At 39.4% G+C, this 15,957-nt stretch carries 19 protein-coding genes; 8 read left to right on the top strand and 11 right to left on the bottom strand.

All coding sequences use genetic code 11. The features are described from left to right. Positions 1–73 precede the first annotated feature (73 nt). Positions 74–871, bottom strand: coding sequence for an AAC(3) family N-acetyltransferase (locus AC1DEF_RS13145; RefSeq protein ID WP_097825247.1), 798 nt, complete (start codon positions 869–871; stop codon positions 74–76). A gap of 317 nt (positions 872–1,188) precedes the next feature. Between AC1DEF_RS13145 and AC1DEF_RS13150 the strand changes: the two genes are divergently transcribed. Continuing rightward, positions 1,189–2,193, top strand: a complete 1,005-nt coding sequence (locus AC1DEF_RS13150) for a DUF3231 family protein (protein WP_013057789.1) — start codon at positions 1,189–1,191, stop codon at positions 2,191–2,193. A 236-nt stretch (positions 2,194–2,429) separates the two neighbouring features. Further along, entirely contained in the window at positions 2,430–2,960 is a 531-nt protein-coding gene (locus tag AC1DEF_RS13155) for a GNAT family N-acetyltransferase (protein ID WP_097825248.1), read from the top strand. 40 nt (positions 2,961–3,000) lie between these two features. Here the strand turns inward: AC1DEF_RS13155 and AC1DEF_RS13160 are convergent, their stop codons facing one another. Beyond that, a complete protein-coding gene (locus tag AC1DEF_RS13160) occupies positions 3,001–3,750 on the bottom strand; it encodes an SDR family NAD(P)-dependent oxidoreductase (RefSeq protein ID WP_013057791.1) in 750 nt (249 codons plus the stop codon). Positions 3,751–3,949: 199 nt separating this feature from the next. On the opposite strand from AC1DEF_RS13160, the gene AC1DEF_RS13165 reads away from it, so the two are divergent. Then, a complete protein-coding gene (locus tag AC1DEF_RS13165) occupies positions 3,950–4,216 on the top strand; it encodes a hypothetical protein (protein WP_029322730.1) in 267 nt (88 codons plus the stop codon). 51 nt (positions 4,217–4,267) lie between these two features. On the opposite strand, the gene cysI is transcribed toward AC1DEF_RS13165, so the two are convergent. Then, complete coding sequence (gene cysI / locus AC1DEF_RS13170) at positions 4,268–5,989, bottom strand: assimilatory sulfite reductase (NADPH) hemoprotein subunit (RefSeq protein ID WP_013057793.1); 1,722 nt, start codon at positions 5,987–5,989, stop codon at positions 4,268–4,270. 22 nt (positions 5,990–6,011) lie between these two features. Further along, a complete protein-coding gene (locus AC1DEF_RS13175) occupies positions 6,012–7,820 on the bottom strand; it encodes an assimilatory sulfite reductase (NADPH) flavoprotein subunit (protein ID WP_043981454.1) in 1,809 nt (602 codons plus the stop codon). A gap of 618 nt (positions 7,821–8,438) precedes the next feature. Between AC1DEF_RS13175 and AC1DEF_RS13180 the strand changes: the two genes are divergently transcribed. Beyond that, complete coding sequence (locus AC1DEF_RS13180; protein WP_013083869.1) at positions 8,439–8,621, top strand: YolD-like family protein; 183 nt, start codon at positions 8,439–8,441, stop codon at positions 8,619–8,621. A gap of 25 nt (positions 8,622–8,646) precedes the next feature. Beyond that, positions 8,647–8,799, top strand: a complete 153-nt coding sequence (locus AC1DEF_RS13185; RefSeq protein ID WP_013057796.1) for a hypothetical protein — start codon at positions 8,647–8,649, stop codon at positions 8,797–8,799. A 34-nt stretch (positions 8,800–8,833) separates the two neighbouring features. Here AC1DEF_RS13185 and AC1DEF_RS13190 read toward each other — a convergent pair whose 3' ends face one another. Beyond that, the gene (locus AC1DEF_RS13190) at positions 8,834–10,441 is read right to left on the bottom strand and encodes an MDR family MFS transporter (RefSeq protein WP_097825249.1); all 1,608 of its coding nucleotides are present in this window, start codon (positions 10,439–10,441) and stop codon (positions 8,834–8,836) included. A gap of 22 nt (positions 10,442–10,463) precedes the next feature. After that, positions 10,464–10,916 (bottom strand): MarR family winged helix-turn-helix transcriptional regulator, encoded by a 453-nt coding sequence (locus tag AC1DEF_RS13195; protein ID WP_097825250.1) that lies wholly within the window; start codon positions 10,914–10,916, stop codon positions 10,464–10,466. A gap of 158 nt (positions 10,917–11,074) precedes the next feature. Between AC1DEF_RS13195 and AC1DEF_RS13200 the strand changes: the two genes are divergently transcribed. After that, on the top strand, positions 11,075–11,845 hold the full coding sequence (locus AC1DEF_RS13200; protein WP_097825251.1) for a MerR family transcriptional regulator: 771 nt from the start codon (positions 11,075–11,077) through the stop codon (positions 11,843–11,845). A gap of 231 nt (positions 11,846–12,076) precedes the next feature. Here the strand turns inward: AC1DEF_RS13200 and AC1DEF_RS13205 are convergent, their stop codons facing one another. The 4 genes from AC1DEF_RS13205 to AC1DEF_RS13220 form a co-directional block, all read right to left on the bottom strand. After that, the gene (locus AC1DEF_RS13205) at positions 12,077–12,610 is read right to left on the bottom strand and encodes a GNAT family N-acetyltransferase (protein WP_097825252.1); all 534 of its coding nucleotides are present in this window, start codon (positions 12,608–12,610) and stop codon (positions 12,077–12,079) included. Between the two features lie 44 nt (positions 12,611–12,654). Further along, on the bottom strand, positions 12,655–13,026 hold the full coding sequence (locus AC1DEF_RS13210) for a hypothetical protein (RefSeq protein WP_013057801.1): 372 nt from the start codon (positions 13,024–13,026) through the stop codon (positions 12,655–12,657). 42 nt (positions 13,027–13,068) lie between these two features. Next, on the bottom strand, positions 13,069–13,260 hold the full coding sequence (locus tag AC1DEF_RS13215; protein ID WP_014459359.1) for a hypothetical protein: 192 nt from the start codon (positions 13,258–13,260) through the stop codon (positions 13,069–13,071). Positions 13,261–13,344: 84 nt separating this feature from the next. Continuing rightward, positions 13,345–13,617, bottom strand: coding sequence for a hypothetical protein (locus AC1DEF_RS13220; RefSeq protein WP_025751130.1), 273 nt, complete (start codon positions 13,615–13,617; stop codon positions 13,345–13,347). Positions 13,618–13,837: 220 nt separating this feature from the next. Between AC1DEF_RS13220 and AC1DEF_RS13225 the strand changes: the two genes are divergently transcribed. Next, positions 13,838–14,071: a hypothetical protein gene (locus AC1DEF_RS13225; RefSeq protein ID WP_043981449.1), complete on the top strand. Its 234-nt coding sequence runs from the start codon at positions 13,838–13,840 to the stop codon at positions 14,069–14,071. Positions 14,072–14,077: 6 nt separating this feature from the next. Further along, positions 14,078–15,196, top strand: a complete 1,119-nt coding sequence (locus tag AC1DEF_RS13230; RefSeq protein ID WP_477727408.1) for a GerAB/ArcD/ProY family transporter — start codon at positions 14,078–14,080, stop codon at positions 15,194–15,196. Between the two features lie 20 nt (positions 15,197–15,216). On the opposite strand, the gene AC1DEF_RS13235 is transcribed toward AC1DEF_RS13230, so the two are convergent. Then, on the bottom strand, positions 15,217–15,933 hold the full coding sequence (locus tag AC1DEF_RS13235) for a CPBP family intramembrane glutamic endopeptidase (RefSeq protein ID WP_043981448.1): 717 nt from the start codon (positions 15,931–15,933) through the stop codon (positions 15,217–15,219). Between the last annotated feature and the right edge of the window lie 24 nt (positions 15,934–15,957).

The raw sequence follows: 15,957 nt of genomic DNA on the forward strand, positions 1-15,957 counted from the left end.
AGATTCCAGAGGGGGCGCTGGCTCTCACGTTAAGTTGTCTGATATACAGACAACTTTAAAAGCATACAACCACTTACTGTAGCGCTTTCAAATACGTTTCAGCAAAATCGACGGCTTTAGGCATTGAAAAGAAGTATGCACGTGCTGAACCGATTTTTTCAGCTTTTATTCCTTTTGCTTCAATAAACGCTTCACCTATCTTTTCAAACAGCTCTTCTCGAAACTCTAATTCTTTATATGTCTTCCATACTCGCTTTCCTGCATCCATAACTGGAGACCCTTTTTGAATCACGTTTCGATATGGAATACGATATTCCGCTAGATGAAAAGAAGTATTGTTCCCAAACCCGACACCTAATAATAAAACAAAGGCATGTTTTTTGTAAAGCCTTTCAAGAGGAGAATTTTCGCCTAAACTGAATTCAAGGGGATGATCTCTTAAGAGGTCTTCGCTGTCCTTTCCCCAAGCGGCGAATGAATACATTGGATGGCTGCTTCTTCTTACGCCAGAGTACGTTCGAAAAGTTTCCACGATTTGTCCCATCCCGCTTGTTGGCGTGTGGGCCGGATCATATGCAGGCATCGTTTCCCGAATAGTTTCCCACCACTCTTTTGGCACAGCCGGATTGCCCCATTCTGATGGATCCGAAAGATCGACCGACTGTGACGGCATCACGATCGTTCCTTCCTCTGTCACTGTCTCCATTAAAGCTTGAACAACGGCTACTGAACCTCCGTTTCCCCACCCTAATGAAGATAGCGAAGAATGAACGATGATAGTCATCCCTTGTGTTATGCCTAACCTGCGTAAATCTTCTTTTAATGTGTCTTTCGTTCTAGGATGATCTGTTGCTTGGACAATGTGCTTCATCGTAAGCTCCTTACTTATAGTGCTGCGAGAATGTGTTGCCGAACTCTAGCAATATATGTAAAACTTATGTTTCCATAATAGTAAGAATAACATCAATTGTCAAATTATTTAAAGTAATAGAAAAACTTAGTTTTATTCATATCAGTTATCATACAACTGACTTGTTGGTAAGCTTTATTTCCTTCAATTATCTTACTATAATAACGGCTAATGAAGCTTTTCAATAAATTAAAAAGAAGAATATTCCTATAAATAAAAGAAATACTAATGAAGCTATAAATATTTACCTATCACTATTTTCAGGAGGAATGTGTACAATGAGCACATCAAAACTTCCGCCGCTCACGTCCTCGGAGCTTGCTAACTTATGGATGACTTATCAGGAAAAAACGATGATTTTGAGGTTTCTAGAATATTTTCTGGAAGATAAACAAGATTACAAAGAACTTTTTGAGCTATATTATAGCCGATCTTTAAAACGTGTAGCTCGAATTAAAGAAATATTTGAGAACGAAGGCGCTGTTATCCCAATTGGTTTTACGAAAGATGACGTGAATATAGGAGTTCCTAAACTATATGACCACATGTTCGAAGTCATGTATATACGCTTAATGTCTCAAATTGAAACAGGACTGTTTGCTTTGCATTCGACCATGTCTTACCGAGAAGATGTCCGAAATTTCTTCGTAGAGGCAACAGCAGAAGCACAGGACATATACAATCAATCCACACAAGTATTGTTAGAAACGGGTGTCATCGCAAAACCCCCATACGTTTCTATGCCTAAGGAAGTCCATTTTGTCCATGAACAAAATTATATAGGCGGATTGAGCTGGTTTAGCGAAAAAAGATCGCTGAATACCATTGAAGTGTCACTTATTCAACATGCTGTTGATACAAATCTTGTAGGAATGCAGCTGATGATTGGTTTTGCTCAAGTGGCCAACAACAAAGAAGCACAGCAGCATTTTGTCAGGGGTATGAAGCTTTCGAAGAAAATTGAAACAGAACTAGGTGATATTTTACGCCATAGCTACATAGAACCCCCGGCTACTCATGCCGGAAAAGCGACGAATTCAACCGTTCCTCCTTTTTCAGATAAGCTGATGATGTACAATACGAGTCTTTTGAGTACGTTCGGTCTGGGGAGTAATGCTTTAGGAGGAGCCTTTAGTTTAAGAAGTGATTTGCCATTAAAGATGCTCCAGCTTGCAAAAGACATTTACAGTTTGGCGAAAGAAGGCGGCAAAATTATGATTCAAAACGGATGGCTTGAAGAGCCTCCTCAAATTGAAGATCGCAATCAGTTAACTAAAAAATAGGTTCTTTCCTACAGGAAAGCTAGCTGCTCTACGTGCAGCTAGCTCTATTTGTTTTTTTAGTATACTGTTTTTAGTGCTAGTATGTAACAACTGTTTGCGTTATTTAGAAGTTTTTCCTGTCTTTTTCTCAGTCGTTTAGCTCGTATTTCCACTTAATTTATAACAGAAAAATAAAATAAAAGGTATTTTCTCTGAGCTGACGAAATCTTTCTATATAAAATAGAAAGGAGAAAAGTATGTTTCCTATTCTTCTTACACCTCGCACTACACTGCGTGAAATAACAGAAGTCGATGCAGATACTATTTTTGACTGCTTCTCTCAGAAAGAAGTTATTAGATATTACGGGCAAGAAAAATTCACAACTATTCAAGAAGCTCTGGTTCTGATTGATATTTTTGCTGAAAATTACAAAAATCAAAAAGGCATGCGCTGGGGAATTGAACGGCTCGATACGGGGGAATTAATTGGGACAGTTGGATTTAATCAGTGGAACCAAAAGCATAAGCGCGCGGAAATTGGCTATGAGCTGCACCCTCAGCACTGGGGTCACGGCTATGCTTCGGAAGCTGCTTCGGCTGTTATGGCTTATGGCTTTGATACCCTTCAGCTAGTGCGGATTGGAGCTGTTGTGTTTCTTGAAAACAAAGCATCACAGCATGTGCTTGAAAAGCTCGGGTTTCAAAAAGAAGGAGTGTTAAAAAACTATATGTATCAAAACGGAAAAGCTCACGATACGTTTGTTTATAGTTCCCTGCCTACTACATAATAAAAAAGGATTCTTTTCTTAAAAAGAATCCTTTTTCCTTTTATTTAAATGCCGCATACCCATCATCAGCCATGATGACGCTGCCGTTTACAGCTCCCGCTTCTTCTAAGGAAAGCAAATAAACCATATCTGCAATTTGTTTTGGTGTAGTGAGCTCCCTGCTCATCGTTTTAGCTTTCATTCCTTCAATCATACCGTTGTCTTTATAGCCTTGAATAATGGGCGTATCAACAAATCCTGGCGCAATGGCGACGACGCGAATACCGTATTTAGCGAGATCTAGCGCAGCTGATTTCGTCATCATCACAACAGCTCCTTTTGTTGCGTGATAGGCATAGGTACCGGGTGAGGCTAAGAAGCTAAAAATAGATGCCGTATTGATAATGACGCCTTTAATACCTAACTCTCTCATTTTCCTGCCCGCTGCCATAATCCCATATGTAACGCCGTGCTGATTCACGTCAATAATACGATGATATTCTTCTAAGTCTTGATCTAAAATAGATGTAGGGCGTCCAATACCTGCATTGTTAAACATCACGTCAATTCGCCCAAAGCGGTTCACAGTTTCCTCAATCAGCGCTTCCACTTCTTCAAACTTTGTGACGTCTGTTTGCACAAATAAAGCGCTCCCTCCAGCTTCTTCAATTTTTTGAAGGGTCTCTTTTCCTTTCCCTTTATCATAATCAGCAATGACCACCGCGTCTCCTTTTTGCGCAAACTTTAAGGCAGTTTCTTTGCCAATTCCGCTTGCTCCCCCTGTAATAACCACTACTCGTTTTTGCTGCATGTTTCTCCCTCCTTGATAAAAATTCCTTTCTTTTACATTATAGCATTCTTTTTTTCTGCCAGCCGTTTCTATTGATCACCTCATTGCTATGAAATCAGCCGAGTTAGGCATAGGTGAACGCCTTTTTTAATAAAAATCAGCGTGTGTACAAGCAGTCTGCCATTTTTTGCATTTACTATAGTGTAAGGAGGTGACGGCTATGCATGAACACACAGGTAATGTATCTATCCCACGTCCTCCGGATGTGGTGACAATTCTGTGGGAGCGAAATCCTTTGGATAGACAAGCCCCTCGTACTGTCGTAGAAGCAACGGTAATCGGCAGCGCAAATCCTTGCGGACGCTTGTTAGCTCAAGGCCAGCGCTACCGAAGTGCAGCACATTGTTTGCTTGATAACGGCTTTGAACAAATTACCGCTGAAAGATTAGGAGTATTTGGAGTAGCAGTATTTGTTAGAGAATATTAAAATAGAAAAAAGGGACCTTTCTGTAAGTTTAGAAAGGTCCCTTCATACGTATTATGCGTGGAAATTCGTGCCGTCTGTTACAGCTTCGATTACACCAGCGCGGATGACATAGTCACCAAAGTGCTCGCCTTCTTCTCTCTCTTTTGCATAGCGAGGAAGTAAGACGCGCAGTTCGTTTAAGATTTGTTCTTCACTGATATTTTCACGGTACATTTTACTTAAGCGGCTTCCATCAAATGCTGCTCCAAGATACATATTGTATTTGCCCGGTGCTTTACCGATAAAAGCAATTTCACCTAAAGCAGGACGTGCACAGCCGTTAGGACAGCCCGTCATACGAATGGTGATTTCTTTATCGCGAAGGCCGTTTTCATCTACAATTGCTTCAATTTTCTCAAGAAGAACTGGGAGATAACGCTCAGCTTCCGCCATAGCAAGCCCGCAAGTTGGAAGCGATACACAAGCTAATGAGCTGCGGCGCAGAGCCGAATAATGCTTGCCGTCAGTTAGTCCATATTGTTCGATGAGGTCACTAATTTGTTTTTTCTTTTCAGTTGATACGTTCGCGATAATTAAATTTTGATTGGCCGTTAAACGGAAATCACCGCTATGAACTTTTGCAATTTCACGAAGACCCGTCATAAGCTTATAGTCTTCAAAGTCAGCAATACGTCCACCTTGAACAAAAAGAGTAAAGTGCCATTTTCCTTTTACACCTTTTTCCCAGCCGTAGCGGTCGCCGTTATGATCAAAGTGATAAGATTTTGCTTCGTCTAAGCTCCAGCCCAGACGATTTTCAAGCTCTTCTTTTACCGTTTCTAATCCAAGACGATCAACCGTGTATTTAAAACGCGCGTTTTTACGTACAGAGCGGTTTCCATAATCACGTTGAATCGTAATGACTTTTTCAGCTACTTCTAGAATTTGATCAGGTCGACAGAACCCAATCACTTTTGCAAGCTGAGGGTAAGTTGCTTTATCTCCGTGCGTCATACCCATACCGCCGCCGATTGCTACGTTAAACCCAACAAGTTTCTCGTCTTCTAAAATGGCAATAAAGCCAAGGTCTTGTGAATACACGTCAATATCGTTAGACGGTGGAACAGCTACGCCAATTTTGAACTTTCTTGGCAAATAGAGCGGACCATACATTGGTTCCACTTCTTCTTCCACTTCCGGTGTGCTGATCACTTTCTCTTCATCTAGCCAAAGTTCGTGGTACGCTCTTGTACGAGGCAATAAATAATCACTTAATTTTTTTGACCATTCGAATACTTCAGCGTGCACTTCTGACTGGTACGGATTCGGATTGCACATTACGTTACGGTTTACATCTCCGCAAGCTGCAATTGTATCTAATAAAGAAGCATGAATTTCTTGAATCGTTTTCTTCATGTTCCACTTTAAAATTCCGTGCATTTGGAATGCCTGACGAGTTGTCAGCTTTAACGTTCCATTTCCGTATTTTTGTGCTAAATCATCCATCACTAGCCACTGTTCTGGTGTTGAAACACCGCCTGGCGTACGGACGCGAAGCATGAATTGGTAAGCTGGCTCTAGCTTTTGTTTTTGACGTTCATTACGAAGATCTCGGTCATCTTGCAAGTAGCTTCCGTGGAACTTCATCAAACGATTATCGTCTTCAGAAATACCTGAGCTGATGCGGTCGAGCATTGTTTCTCCTAATGTACCGCGCAAATAATTACTTTCATCTTTTATGCGCTCAACGTCACTTGGAGGACCTTCGGGCGCTTTTAAAATTTTGTTTACCATGTTGAAAATCTCCTTTCAATCCTCAGTATACATCACGCTGATAACGTTTTTGTTTCTTCATTTCAGCAAGGTAACCTTCCGCCTGTTCACGGCTCATCTTGCCTTCTGTTTCGATAATTTCAACTAGCGTGTTGTGCACGTCGCGTGCCATATTTGTTTTATCTCCGCACACATAAAAAGATGCGCCTTCTTCTAACCATTGGAATAATTCTTTACTATGTTCGAGCATACGGTTTTGTACGTATACTTTTTCTTCAGTATCCCGTGAAAACGCCACGTCCATTTTTGTCAGTACGCCATCTTTTAACCACTTTTGCCATTCTGTTTGGTAAAGGAAGTCTGTTACGAAGTGCTGATCTCCAAAGAACATCCATGACTTGCCTTTTGCCCCTGTTTCTTCACGCTCTTGCATAAATGAGCGGAACGGAGCCACACCTGTACCAGGTCCTACCATAATAATTGGCGTTTCTTGATCTTGAGGAAGCTTAAAGTTTTTATTGCTTTGAAGGTATACAGGAATCGTATCGCCTGGCTGCAAACGTTCTGAACAAAGGACTGAACAAACACCCTTGCGCTCCCGTCCATGCGCTTCGTAGCGTACCGCTCCGATTGTTAGATGAACTTCATCAGGGTTTGCTGATAAGCTGCTTGCAATCGAGTAAAGACGCGCTGGCATTTTACGTAGAATGGCTACAAACTCTTGTGCCGATACGTTCCATGGACCGAAGTCACGAACTAAGTCAATTACATCACGGCCTTGTGTGTATGCTTTTAATTCCTCGCGATTTTCTACAAGCGCTTTTAACTTATCGTTTCCAGTAAGCTCAGCTGCTTGCTTTAAAAGAGGCTTTGTTAAAACGGTAATTTCAAAATTAGAGATTAGCGCTTCTCTAAGAGGACGCGTTTCTCCTTCTTTATTAACCGTTACACTTTCACTTGCATCCCACTTGAATTCGTTAAGAAGAAGATCAACAAGCTCCGGGTCATTTTCAGGATAAATACCTAAACTGTCTCCTGGTTCATACGTCAAACCTGAACCTTCTAGAGATAGTTCTAAGTGTCGCGTTTCTTTATTTGATCCGCGGCCGTTTAAGTTTAAGTTCTCAAGCACTTCTGCTTTAAAAGGATTTGTTCTTGAATATGGTGAAGTTCCTGCAGGAGCTTCCGCTGGAACAGCTGCCGAAGCGCTGTGTCCTTTCGCTTCGCTTAATCCGTCAATAACACCTTTAAGCCATTTATTTGCGGGCTCTTCAAAATCTAAATCACAGTCAACGCGCGGATACAGTCTTTCACCGCCAAGTTCTGCTAAGCGCACATCAAATTCTTTTCCTGTTTGACAGAAAAATTCGTATGAGCTGTCTCCAAGCGATAAAACAGAGAAACGGAAGTTCTCAAGTTTTGGCGCTCGACGGCCGTGAAGAAATTCATGGAAAGATAGCGCATTATCAGGCGGCTCTCCTTCTCCATGTGTACTTACGACAATTAATAAATTTTCAAGTTTCTTTAAATTATTTGGTTTGAAATCATTCATAGAAGATACAGTTACATTAAAGCCTTTTGCTTCAAGCGTTTTGCCTGTATTTTCAGCAAGTCCTTGAGCATTTCCTGTTTGTGATCCGTAAAGAATCGTTACGTCTTTTGAAACTGTCTGCTTCGTTTGAGCAGGCGCTGCTGTAGAAACGTCTGGCGTTCCTTCGGCAGACGTAGATTGAGATGCTGTTAAATAACCGCTCAACCACATTTTTTGTGCTTCTGTTAATGTCGGCAGAAGGCGATTAAGCAAATCTGCTTGTTCTTGATTAAAAGGGCTGTTTACTACCTTAAGTTGCAACACTGTCCACCTCACAAAAATATATAATTTAAATATGTATGCTTTTACGAATCATCTTCAACAACATTTAATACCTGTGTCTAATTAATCAATGATGTTTCCCTTCATACATTATTATTCCTATAGATTATATCAAATTTAATTATATAAATCATTAGAAAATTCTTATCAAATTCGTCTACCTGCATTTTATCGGAGAAGAATAAATTAGTAAAATACATATAATTGATAACTAGTATTAAGATTATTAATAATTAAAGCGGTCGTTACGTTTTTTATAAACGCAGTTACTTCTATATTTGTTTATTCTACATCCTTCACATGAATATGAATATTTTGTAATTTTTAGAGAAGTTTTGTAGAAACGGTTTTCTTTCTCATCAGAATGTTACATAATAAATGTAACATTAATCCTTTTAAAAAACACTATACGGAAAAAACAGTATATTCTGAAATTTATGACGTTTTATAGGTGAGCTAGCAACCTTTTATTCCATCTATTCATACACGTTGAAGAATATAAAGGGAAGCTTGCAGTACATACAATTCCCTTTTGCTCATCTCAAATGAAAGGACTGGCTTTTAAATCAGGTAATCTTTTTTAAGGAGGCTTCTTGAATGTTTTTACGAGAATTAACGAAAAGTGGGACGATAACTGTTTCTTACTATAAAGATGGGACGTTGCAAACGTGCAAAGGCCGCGTGCACAACTTAAATCTCCATCAGCAAATTCTATCCGTAAAAGACGAAAATGAAGCCGTTGTTTCCCTTTTGCTTTCTGATATTAAATCCATTCATTAGTATGTAAAATTAAGGAGGAATTACCATGTGGAAAGATAATAAGCAAGCGCTTACAGATTTTGTGTCGGAAGATCGATTTGAACTGAACTTATATTTAACGTATTTGCTTGATCAAATTTCGTATGACACGTCTAAACAATCTCCTTTTCTTCGTAAGCCTAATGAAACAACTAGTTAATATAGAAAAAAGCGCACAAATTTGTGCGCTTTTTTTAATGTGATGGCTCTACTTCAGCAATGCCTTCTTCTGGTTTTTCTTCGGCTTTTTTATTTGAAAGCTTGATCTGCCTTAAGAACAATGTGCATACCGCTCCTAAAATAATAAAAGCTAAGCCCATGAAAAAGACGCTGTGCAATGCGCTCATTAGCGAGGTCTTCAAAATTGGCACAATGCTGTCTGAAAGCGCAGCTGGAATACTCTTTAGCGCCTCAGGGCTAAACAGCATCTGCAGCACACTTTCAGGATTCGTATCAATCGCTTTTTTAAACCCTTCTGCAAAAGCACTTGCTTGAGCAGGCAATGTGTTTAAATATGGAACGAGTTTGTCACTAAGAAGCGTACCTGATTTTGCATTCATTACCGCTCCTAAGATCGTAATACCGAACGTCCCTCCAATTGAACGGAAAAATTGACTTGATGATGTAACCACACCGAGCTCTTCTTTTGAAAAGCTCTCTTGAAGAGCAAGTGTTAAAATTGGCATTACAAGACCCATTCCTAAACCGATTATGGCCATATAAGAAGTGGCAACAAGTTTGCTAGTATGAAGGTCTAATGTTGTTAACAAGAAGAACCCTCCTGCCATAATGAGCATACCCGTAACAATTTGAGGCTTGATTCCAACTTTATAAACAAGCTGCCCTCCAATAATACTTGTTACAATCATTGAAATCATCATCGGTGTCATAATGGTACCGGATTCCGAGGCGCTGACTCCAACGATTCCTTGCATAAAGAACGGAACAAACGTAATGGCTCCGAACATGCCGATGCTCATAAAAAAGCCAATGATATTTAAAAGCGTAAACGTTCGGTTCTTAAATAAATACATCGGAAGAATCGGCTCTTTCGCTTTCTTTTCCACAATAATAAAGCTTATGATTCCCACAACAGCAAGTGTAAATAGACTAATAATTTGCCAAGAGTTCCAGTCGTAGTCTTTTCCTCCAAAGCTCAGGGCCAAAAGCAAGCTCACTACTCCGATAACCATTGTGAACATACCGGCTACATCGAATTTCACAGGTCCCGTATGTTTCTTTCCTTGAAGTCCCAGGGCAATAAAAACGGTAGCGAGTATCCCTACCGGCAAGTTGATGTAAAACACCCATTTCCAGTTCAGTGAATCAACAATCCATCCGCCAATTTGTGGACCGATGACAGAAGCAAGACCGTAAATTCCTCCGAATACTCCTTGAAATTTTGCTCGTGCTTTTCCTGTAAATAAATCACCGATTACAATCATTGCCATCGGCATCATAACGCCGCCGCCAATTCCTTGTAATGCACGGAATAAAATAAGCTCTGTCATGTTATTTGCCATTCCACATAGAGCAGAAGCAACCATAAAAATAATAAGTCCTGTAACATAAATTACTCTGCGTCCTACTAAATCAGCGAGCTTTCCTGCAATCGGAACAACTGTTGTCGACGTTAATAAATAGGCTGTTGTCAGCCATGTCATCATGCTCAATCCACCAAGATCTCCTACGATTCTTGGCATAGCTGTTCCGACAATGGTTCCATCAAGTGCAGAAAAGAACATCGCAATAATTAACCCAATTAATAAGAGCGTGCGCTTTGAATTTTTTTGATTTTCCATCGTGTGTCTCTCCTCTTTTTTGTTACTGCTGCTTATCTTTATAAGAAGCAGCTGACGTTGCAAGCTTTTTCGTAATAGAAGCCATCATAGAAAGCTCTTCTTCTGTTAAATGCAAAAGATAGCGGTCCATAATGGCTTTTCGACCATTCAGCACATCTTCAAGCTTGCGATACCCAAATTCCGTTAAGGTAATATCAACGACTCGTCTGTCCTCTTTATTATGTTCTCTTACAACAAAATTGTGCTGTTCGAGACGATCCACTAAAAGAGTCACGGCGCTCGGTTTGACATCCATGAGTTCTGCAATTTGAGAAACCTTACTGCTCCCTACTTTCTTTAAATAAGAAAGAACAAATAATTGCGTAGGAGTCATCTCATGCTCATTTAGGCTCTCCATCATTTCGGGCTGCATTTTTTCAAATAGCACTTGAAGCGATGAACGAATCTCTCCAAGATACTGATTGCTTTTTGTCACATCTATTCCTCCAGGCTTGCTTATTTATTTCATGTCATAAATAGTTAATGCTAATTAAATATAAATGCGTATAAACTAAAAGTCAATTATTTCTTTTTTAGTATTGACCCTTACGCTGCGTTATATTTTATAGTAGATTTCAGAAGGGAGATGAAAGAATGAACAGAAAAACAAAAGAAGTTGCTGACTTAGTAGGAATCAGCGTCCGCACGCTGCATCACTATGACGAAATCGGGCTATTAAAACCTGATGCCGTTAGTGAATCCGGCTATCGGCTTTATTCAGCGGCTAATCTCGATATGCTTCAACAAATATTATTTTTTAAAGAACTTGGCTTCCCTTTAAAACAAATTCACGAGATTATAACAGACCCGACGTTTAATCGCACAGAAGCATTGATACTGCAAAAAAACATGCTGATTGAAAAACGCAGTCGGCTCGATCAAATGATTGTAACCATTAATAAAACGATTCAATATGAAGAAGGAGCGATTGAAATGAACGAAAAAGAGCGATTTAAAGGACTGGATTTTTCGCATAACCCATACGAAGAAGAAGCACGGAAGCGCTGGGGAAACCAGCGGGTAGATGAAGCGAATGAAAAAGTACAAAGCTTCTCACAAGAAGAACAGCAGCACATGTCAAACGAATGGGAAAGTATCTACACTCACCTAGCTTCGCTTCGTGATCTGTCACCATCCTCTACAGAAGTTCAAAAAGCTATTGGGAAATGGTATAAATTTTTAAATGAGAACTTTGGAACGTATTCATTAGAAGCCTTTAAAGGTCTCGGAGAAATGTATGTGCAAGATGAGCGATTTACAACTACCATTGACCGCTACGGAAAAGGATTAGCCAAATTTATGAACGAGGCGATGAGTGTATTTGCAGACGCTAAAAACAATAAACAAAAAGACAATGAGATATAACTAAATCAATTCAATCTAAAGACGAACAACTGGCATATATGATCTGACCTGCTTGTTCCGCCGCTGTTGATTTCCGTCCAAGGCTTCGCGTTCCGCGGGCGCCGCTGAGCCTCCAAAACCGCTAGAAGCACCTGCCTATATGAAGCTTATGTTCATCACCACAATGAAAAAATCCGAACGATTCATCGTTCGGATTTTCATTCACTTAATATACTTTTGCCCAGCCTCTTTTTATAAGTGAAGACCCATAAGCATTGTATTATAGTACACGCCATTTATATAGGTGTCTTTTTCTTTTAATCCTTCTGTTTGAAACCCTAGCTCCCTGTATAAAGAAATAGCTCTTTGGTTATCTTCTCGCGTCACAAGTTCGATTTTGTTTGTTTGTTTATTCGTACGTGCCCATTCAATCAGCTCAATCATTAGCTGTCTGCCTAACCCTAGCCCGCTATAAGATTTCTCTACTACAATACCGAGGGTTCCCACATGCTCATTACGCGGGTTTTGAGACGAGGTGATGGATGCGATACTAATGATTTTCTCTTCTTTTTCAGCCACAATTATAAGAGCATTTTGCTCTTGTTTTACAGAAGCTAAAAACAGTTCGTACTCTGAAAGGGGTGTAAGAAACTCACCTTCTCCAAATGAAAGAAAATCACTTTCTCCTCCTACCCGGTTGTAAAAAGCAATCATTTTCTCTGCGTCTTTTGGTGCTGCTTCTCGAATGCTGACGCCTATACCGTTCTTTAATGTACGTAAACTCATATACCTATCTTCCTTTTGGTTATTCTTGTTTGCTTAGCCGAGTTTTATCGCTGTTTTTCTCTCCACTGATCTAACCACATGCGATTTCCTAAAGCTGTAAAATCATTTTCATCGGCGTAGCGTTCAATGACGGAAAGCGCATTGTCCTCAAGCATTGGTGAATAGCTCATGATTTCTAAAATATGATGTGCAGCCCATAAATCAATTCGATAAGTAGGATTCGTCAGCAGTGTTGCAAATTCAAACAGCATGCCTGGATAGTATAAATGAATGAGCTGCGCAATTTTTTTCATATCTTCTGCAGCTCGATTGCCTTTTTTTACAGATTTTTTATCTCGATAATCGATTTCATAATGAATTTTGGCGCTTTTTTGATAAAGATCAACTAGCGTTTCATACGTACGGTGTTTCCGCATTTCTCATCTTCCTTTGCTTCTAGATTTCCTCGTTTGAAGATGCTATAGTTCATTTTTAGGTTTCATATATTCAAATAAATGCAGCAAAAATATGATACTTCCGCCAATACACATCACAAAACTTAACGTAGCAGGATACTGAATAAAGAAACCGACAACACCAAAAATCAGCATAGCAAGCGCTCCTATCATCATAAACAGATGATAAGCCGGTGTATTTTCTTCATTATTCATACATAACTCCTTTTCACTATTTTTTAAGTTATTAAAAAGATATGACACTTCTTTTGGACTATGATCTTTTATTTTGCTGACGCTTTATTTCTTTAGTTTAGCACGAAGTAACGTGAGAAGGCCTCCTCCAAACATGACGCCACCCACAATTTGATACAGGTGTATGTAGCTTTTTATCGTTTCAAGATACAGATCCGTGTCTGCGTTCCCTTGACTTTCGAGCCATTTTTGACCCATGGCCTGCCCTGTTGCAACACTTTTTAACAAAACGACCAGGCCTCCAAGCATGACAACAGCGGCGATAATAAGCTGCACCTTTTCTTTGTCATCTAGCATTTTTTTGAGCTCATCTGCCATATATCTCTCTCCCATCCTTACCTTGTTATGTATCTACTTGTTTGTAATCATGATGTTTTTTCTATTATAACGCTCAACTTGGTCATTATAACACGGTTTTGTCCTGCCTTTAGTCTTACTTTTCATAAATGAAACCTTTTTGGATCATACTATCTTTGAAACACAGGCGTCTTTAACATCCCTTCATCATTTTTAAAGGGTTACTAATTGAGGTTGATACATGCTTATATTTTTAGGGATTTTTTTACTTTGTGCAGCTGTTTGTTTAGTAGAAATACCTTATTTAAAAAAAGTGAACAGTAAAAAAGAAAAGCGAATGTTTTGGAGTTTGTTCACAGTAAGTATTTTGATTGTTAGTTTAAAATACGGCGGTGTGGAAATCCCCAACCCCGGGGACGGCATTGCTTTTTTATTAAAACCTTTTAGTGATTTTTTGTTCAGTCTGTTGAAGTAAAAGGAAGTGAACAACTTGCATCGTCAGATGAAATTATCCGCAGCACAGTTTCGAATACTCGTCATTTTTTATAGTTTAGGCGATACTATTTTAGTCGTGCCTGGAAGCTTAACCGCTGATTCTAAACAAGAGGCATGGATTCCAGCTATTTTAGGCGTAGGTGTAGGCGTTTTACTTGTATGGATGTATATCAAACTCTCTAGCCTTTATCCGAATAAAACCCTGATAGAACTAAACGAAGCCATTTTAGGAAAGTGGCTAGGAAAGTTTGTCTCTCTTTTATTTGTCGCTTCTACTCTTCTTTTTTGCAGTCAAGTTTTGTTTTACGTGGGCTCGTTTCTAACAACTCGCATTATTATTCAAACACCTATGCTTGCTGTTCATATTTTGTTTATGGGAATTGTGATTGTCGGCGTTCGGCTTGGCATTGAAACGATTGCCCGCTGTGCTGAAATTCTCTTTCCATGGTTTGTTATTCCGTTCTTAATCTTAGTTTTTTCGATCTTCCCTCAAATTCATTATGAGAATTTGCAGCCTTTGTTAGAGGTAGGCGTTAAGCCTATTATCAGATCTATTCTGGTATTTACAAGCATTACGTCTCTCACTTTTATTGTATTGCTAACCGTTTTCCCTGCTCACGTAGCGGAACCAGACCAGCGGAACCGGGCTTTTTTTACGGGAAGCTTAATCGGCGGAGGCATTATGATTATTATTTTATTGCTTGGCATTCTTGTACTTGGAAATACGTATACACGTATTGCTTTATATCCAAGCTATGAGCTTGCAAGACGGATTGAAGTTGCGGATTTTCTAAAAAACATTGAAGTAATTATGGCTATTATGTGGTTTTTATCTCTTTATTTTAAAACATCTCTCTACTATTATGCGACCGTTTCTGGACTCGCTCAAATTCTTGAATTAAAAAACTACCGAGTTTTAACTCTTCCGCTAGGCATTATTGCCGTTACATTTTCACTTATCGTGTATCCAAGCATTCCATATGAACAAACGTGGGACAGAGATACGTGGATTCCGTACAGTCTGCTATTTGGACTATTTTACCCTCTTGGATTATTAATAGTTGGGAAAATTCGCGTAAAGCATTCTGCGTCTTTATCCAAATAAAAAAGCCGCTTAAGCGGCTTTTAAAAGAACACAGTTATGCTCACTAATCCATTCCACAGCATATGTAAAATCATAGATGGGAAAATAGATTTTGTTCGATAATAAATAATGGCAAAGACAAGTCCCATGACGGTAGCTGTAATCGGAAAGCCAATATGTAAAAGGCCGAATACAAGAGCGGAAACGAAAACGCCCACAAGCACGTGATGGCGTTTGGTTAAGAAACCACATAAAACACCTCTGTAAAGCAGTTCTTCTTTAATAGGCGTGATAACTGCTACACTTATAAAAAATATCCAGCTCGAAAGCAGCGTTTGATTAAAACTGCCTTGATTTAAATCCTTTTGCTGCTGATCTGCGCTTTCTACGTTTAAAAATGAAAGCATCACGTACTGCACCGCGGCTACAATTAAAAAGCCTACTACAATATATACATACGTTTTTCTTTCTTTTAATACTGAGAAGTTCCACATAGGCTTTAAAAATCTGCGCACAGGCCTGTACAGCACGGCAACACCTAGAAAAAACGCCGCGTCTACCAGCAGAGCATATGGTCCTTCTAATAAAATTCCCGTCATATTTGACCCCGTAACTTCATCGTAAATAGCTACTCCAATTCCAGCTATAATCTGCAGACCAAAGCCCAACACGATAAATAGAAGCAGCGTGAAGTAAGTAAACTCTTTTTTCTTTTTAGGCTTTAAAACCGGTTCTGAATTTGTTGATAACGTACTCAAAATAGTAACCTCCAAAAATGATTC

It is taken from the genome of Priestia sp. 10L35 (assembly GCF_056395685.1).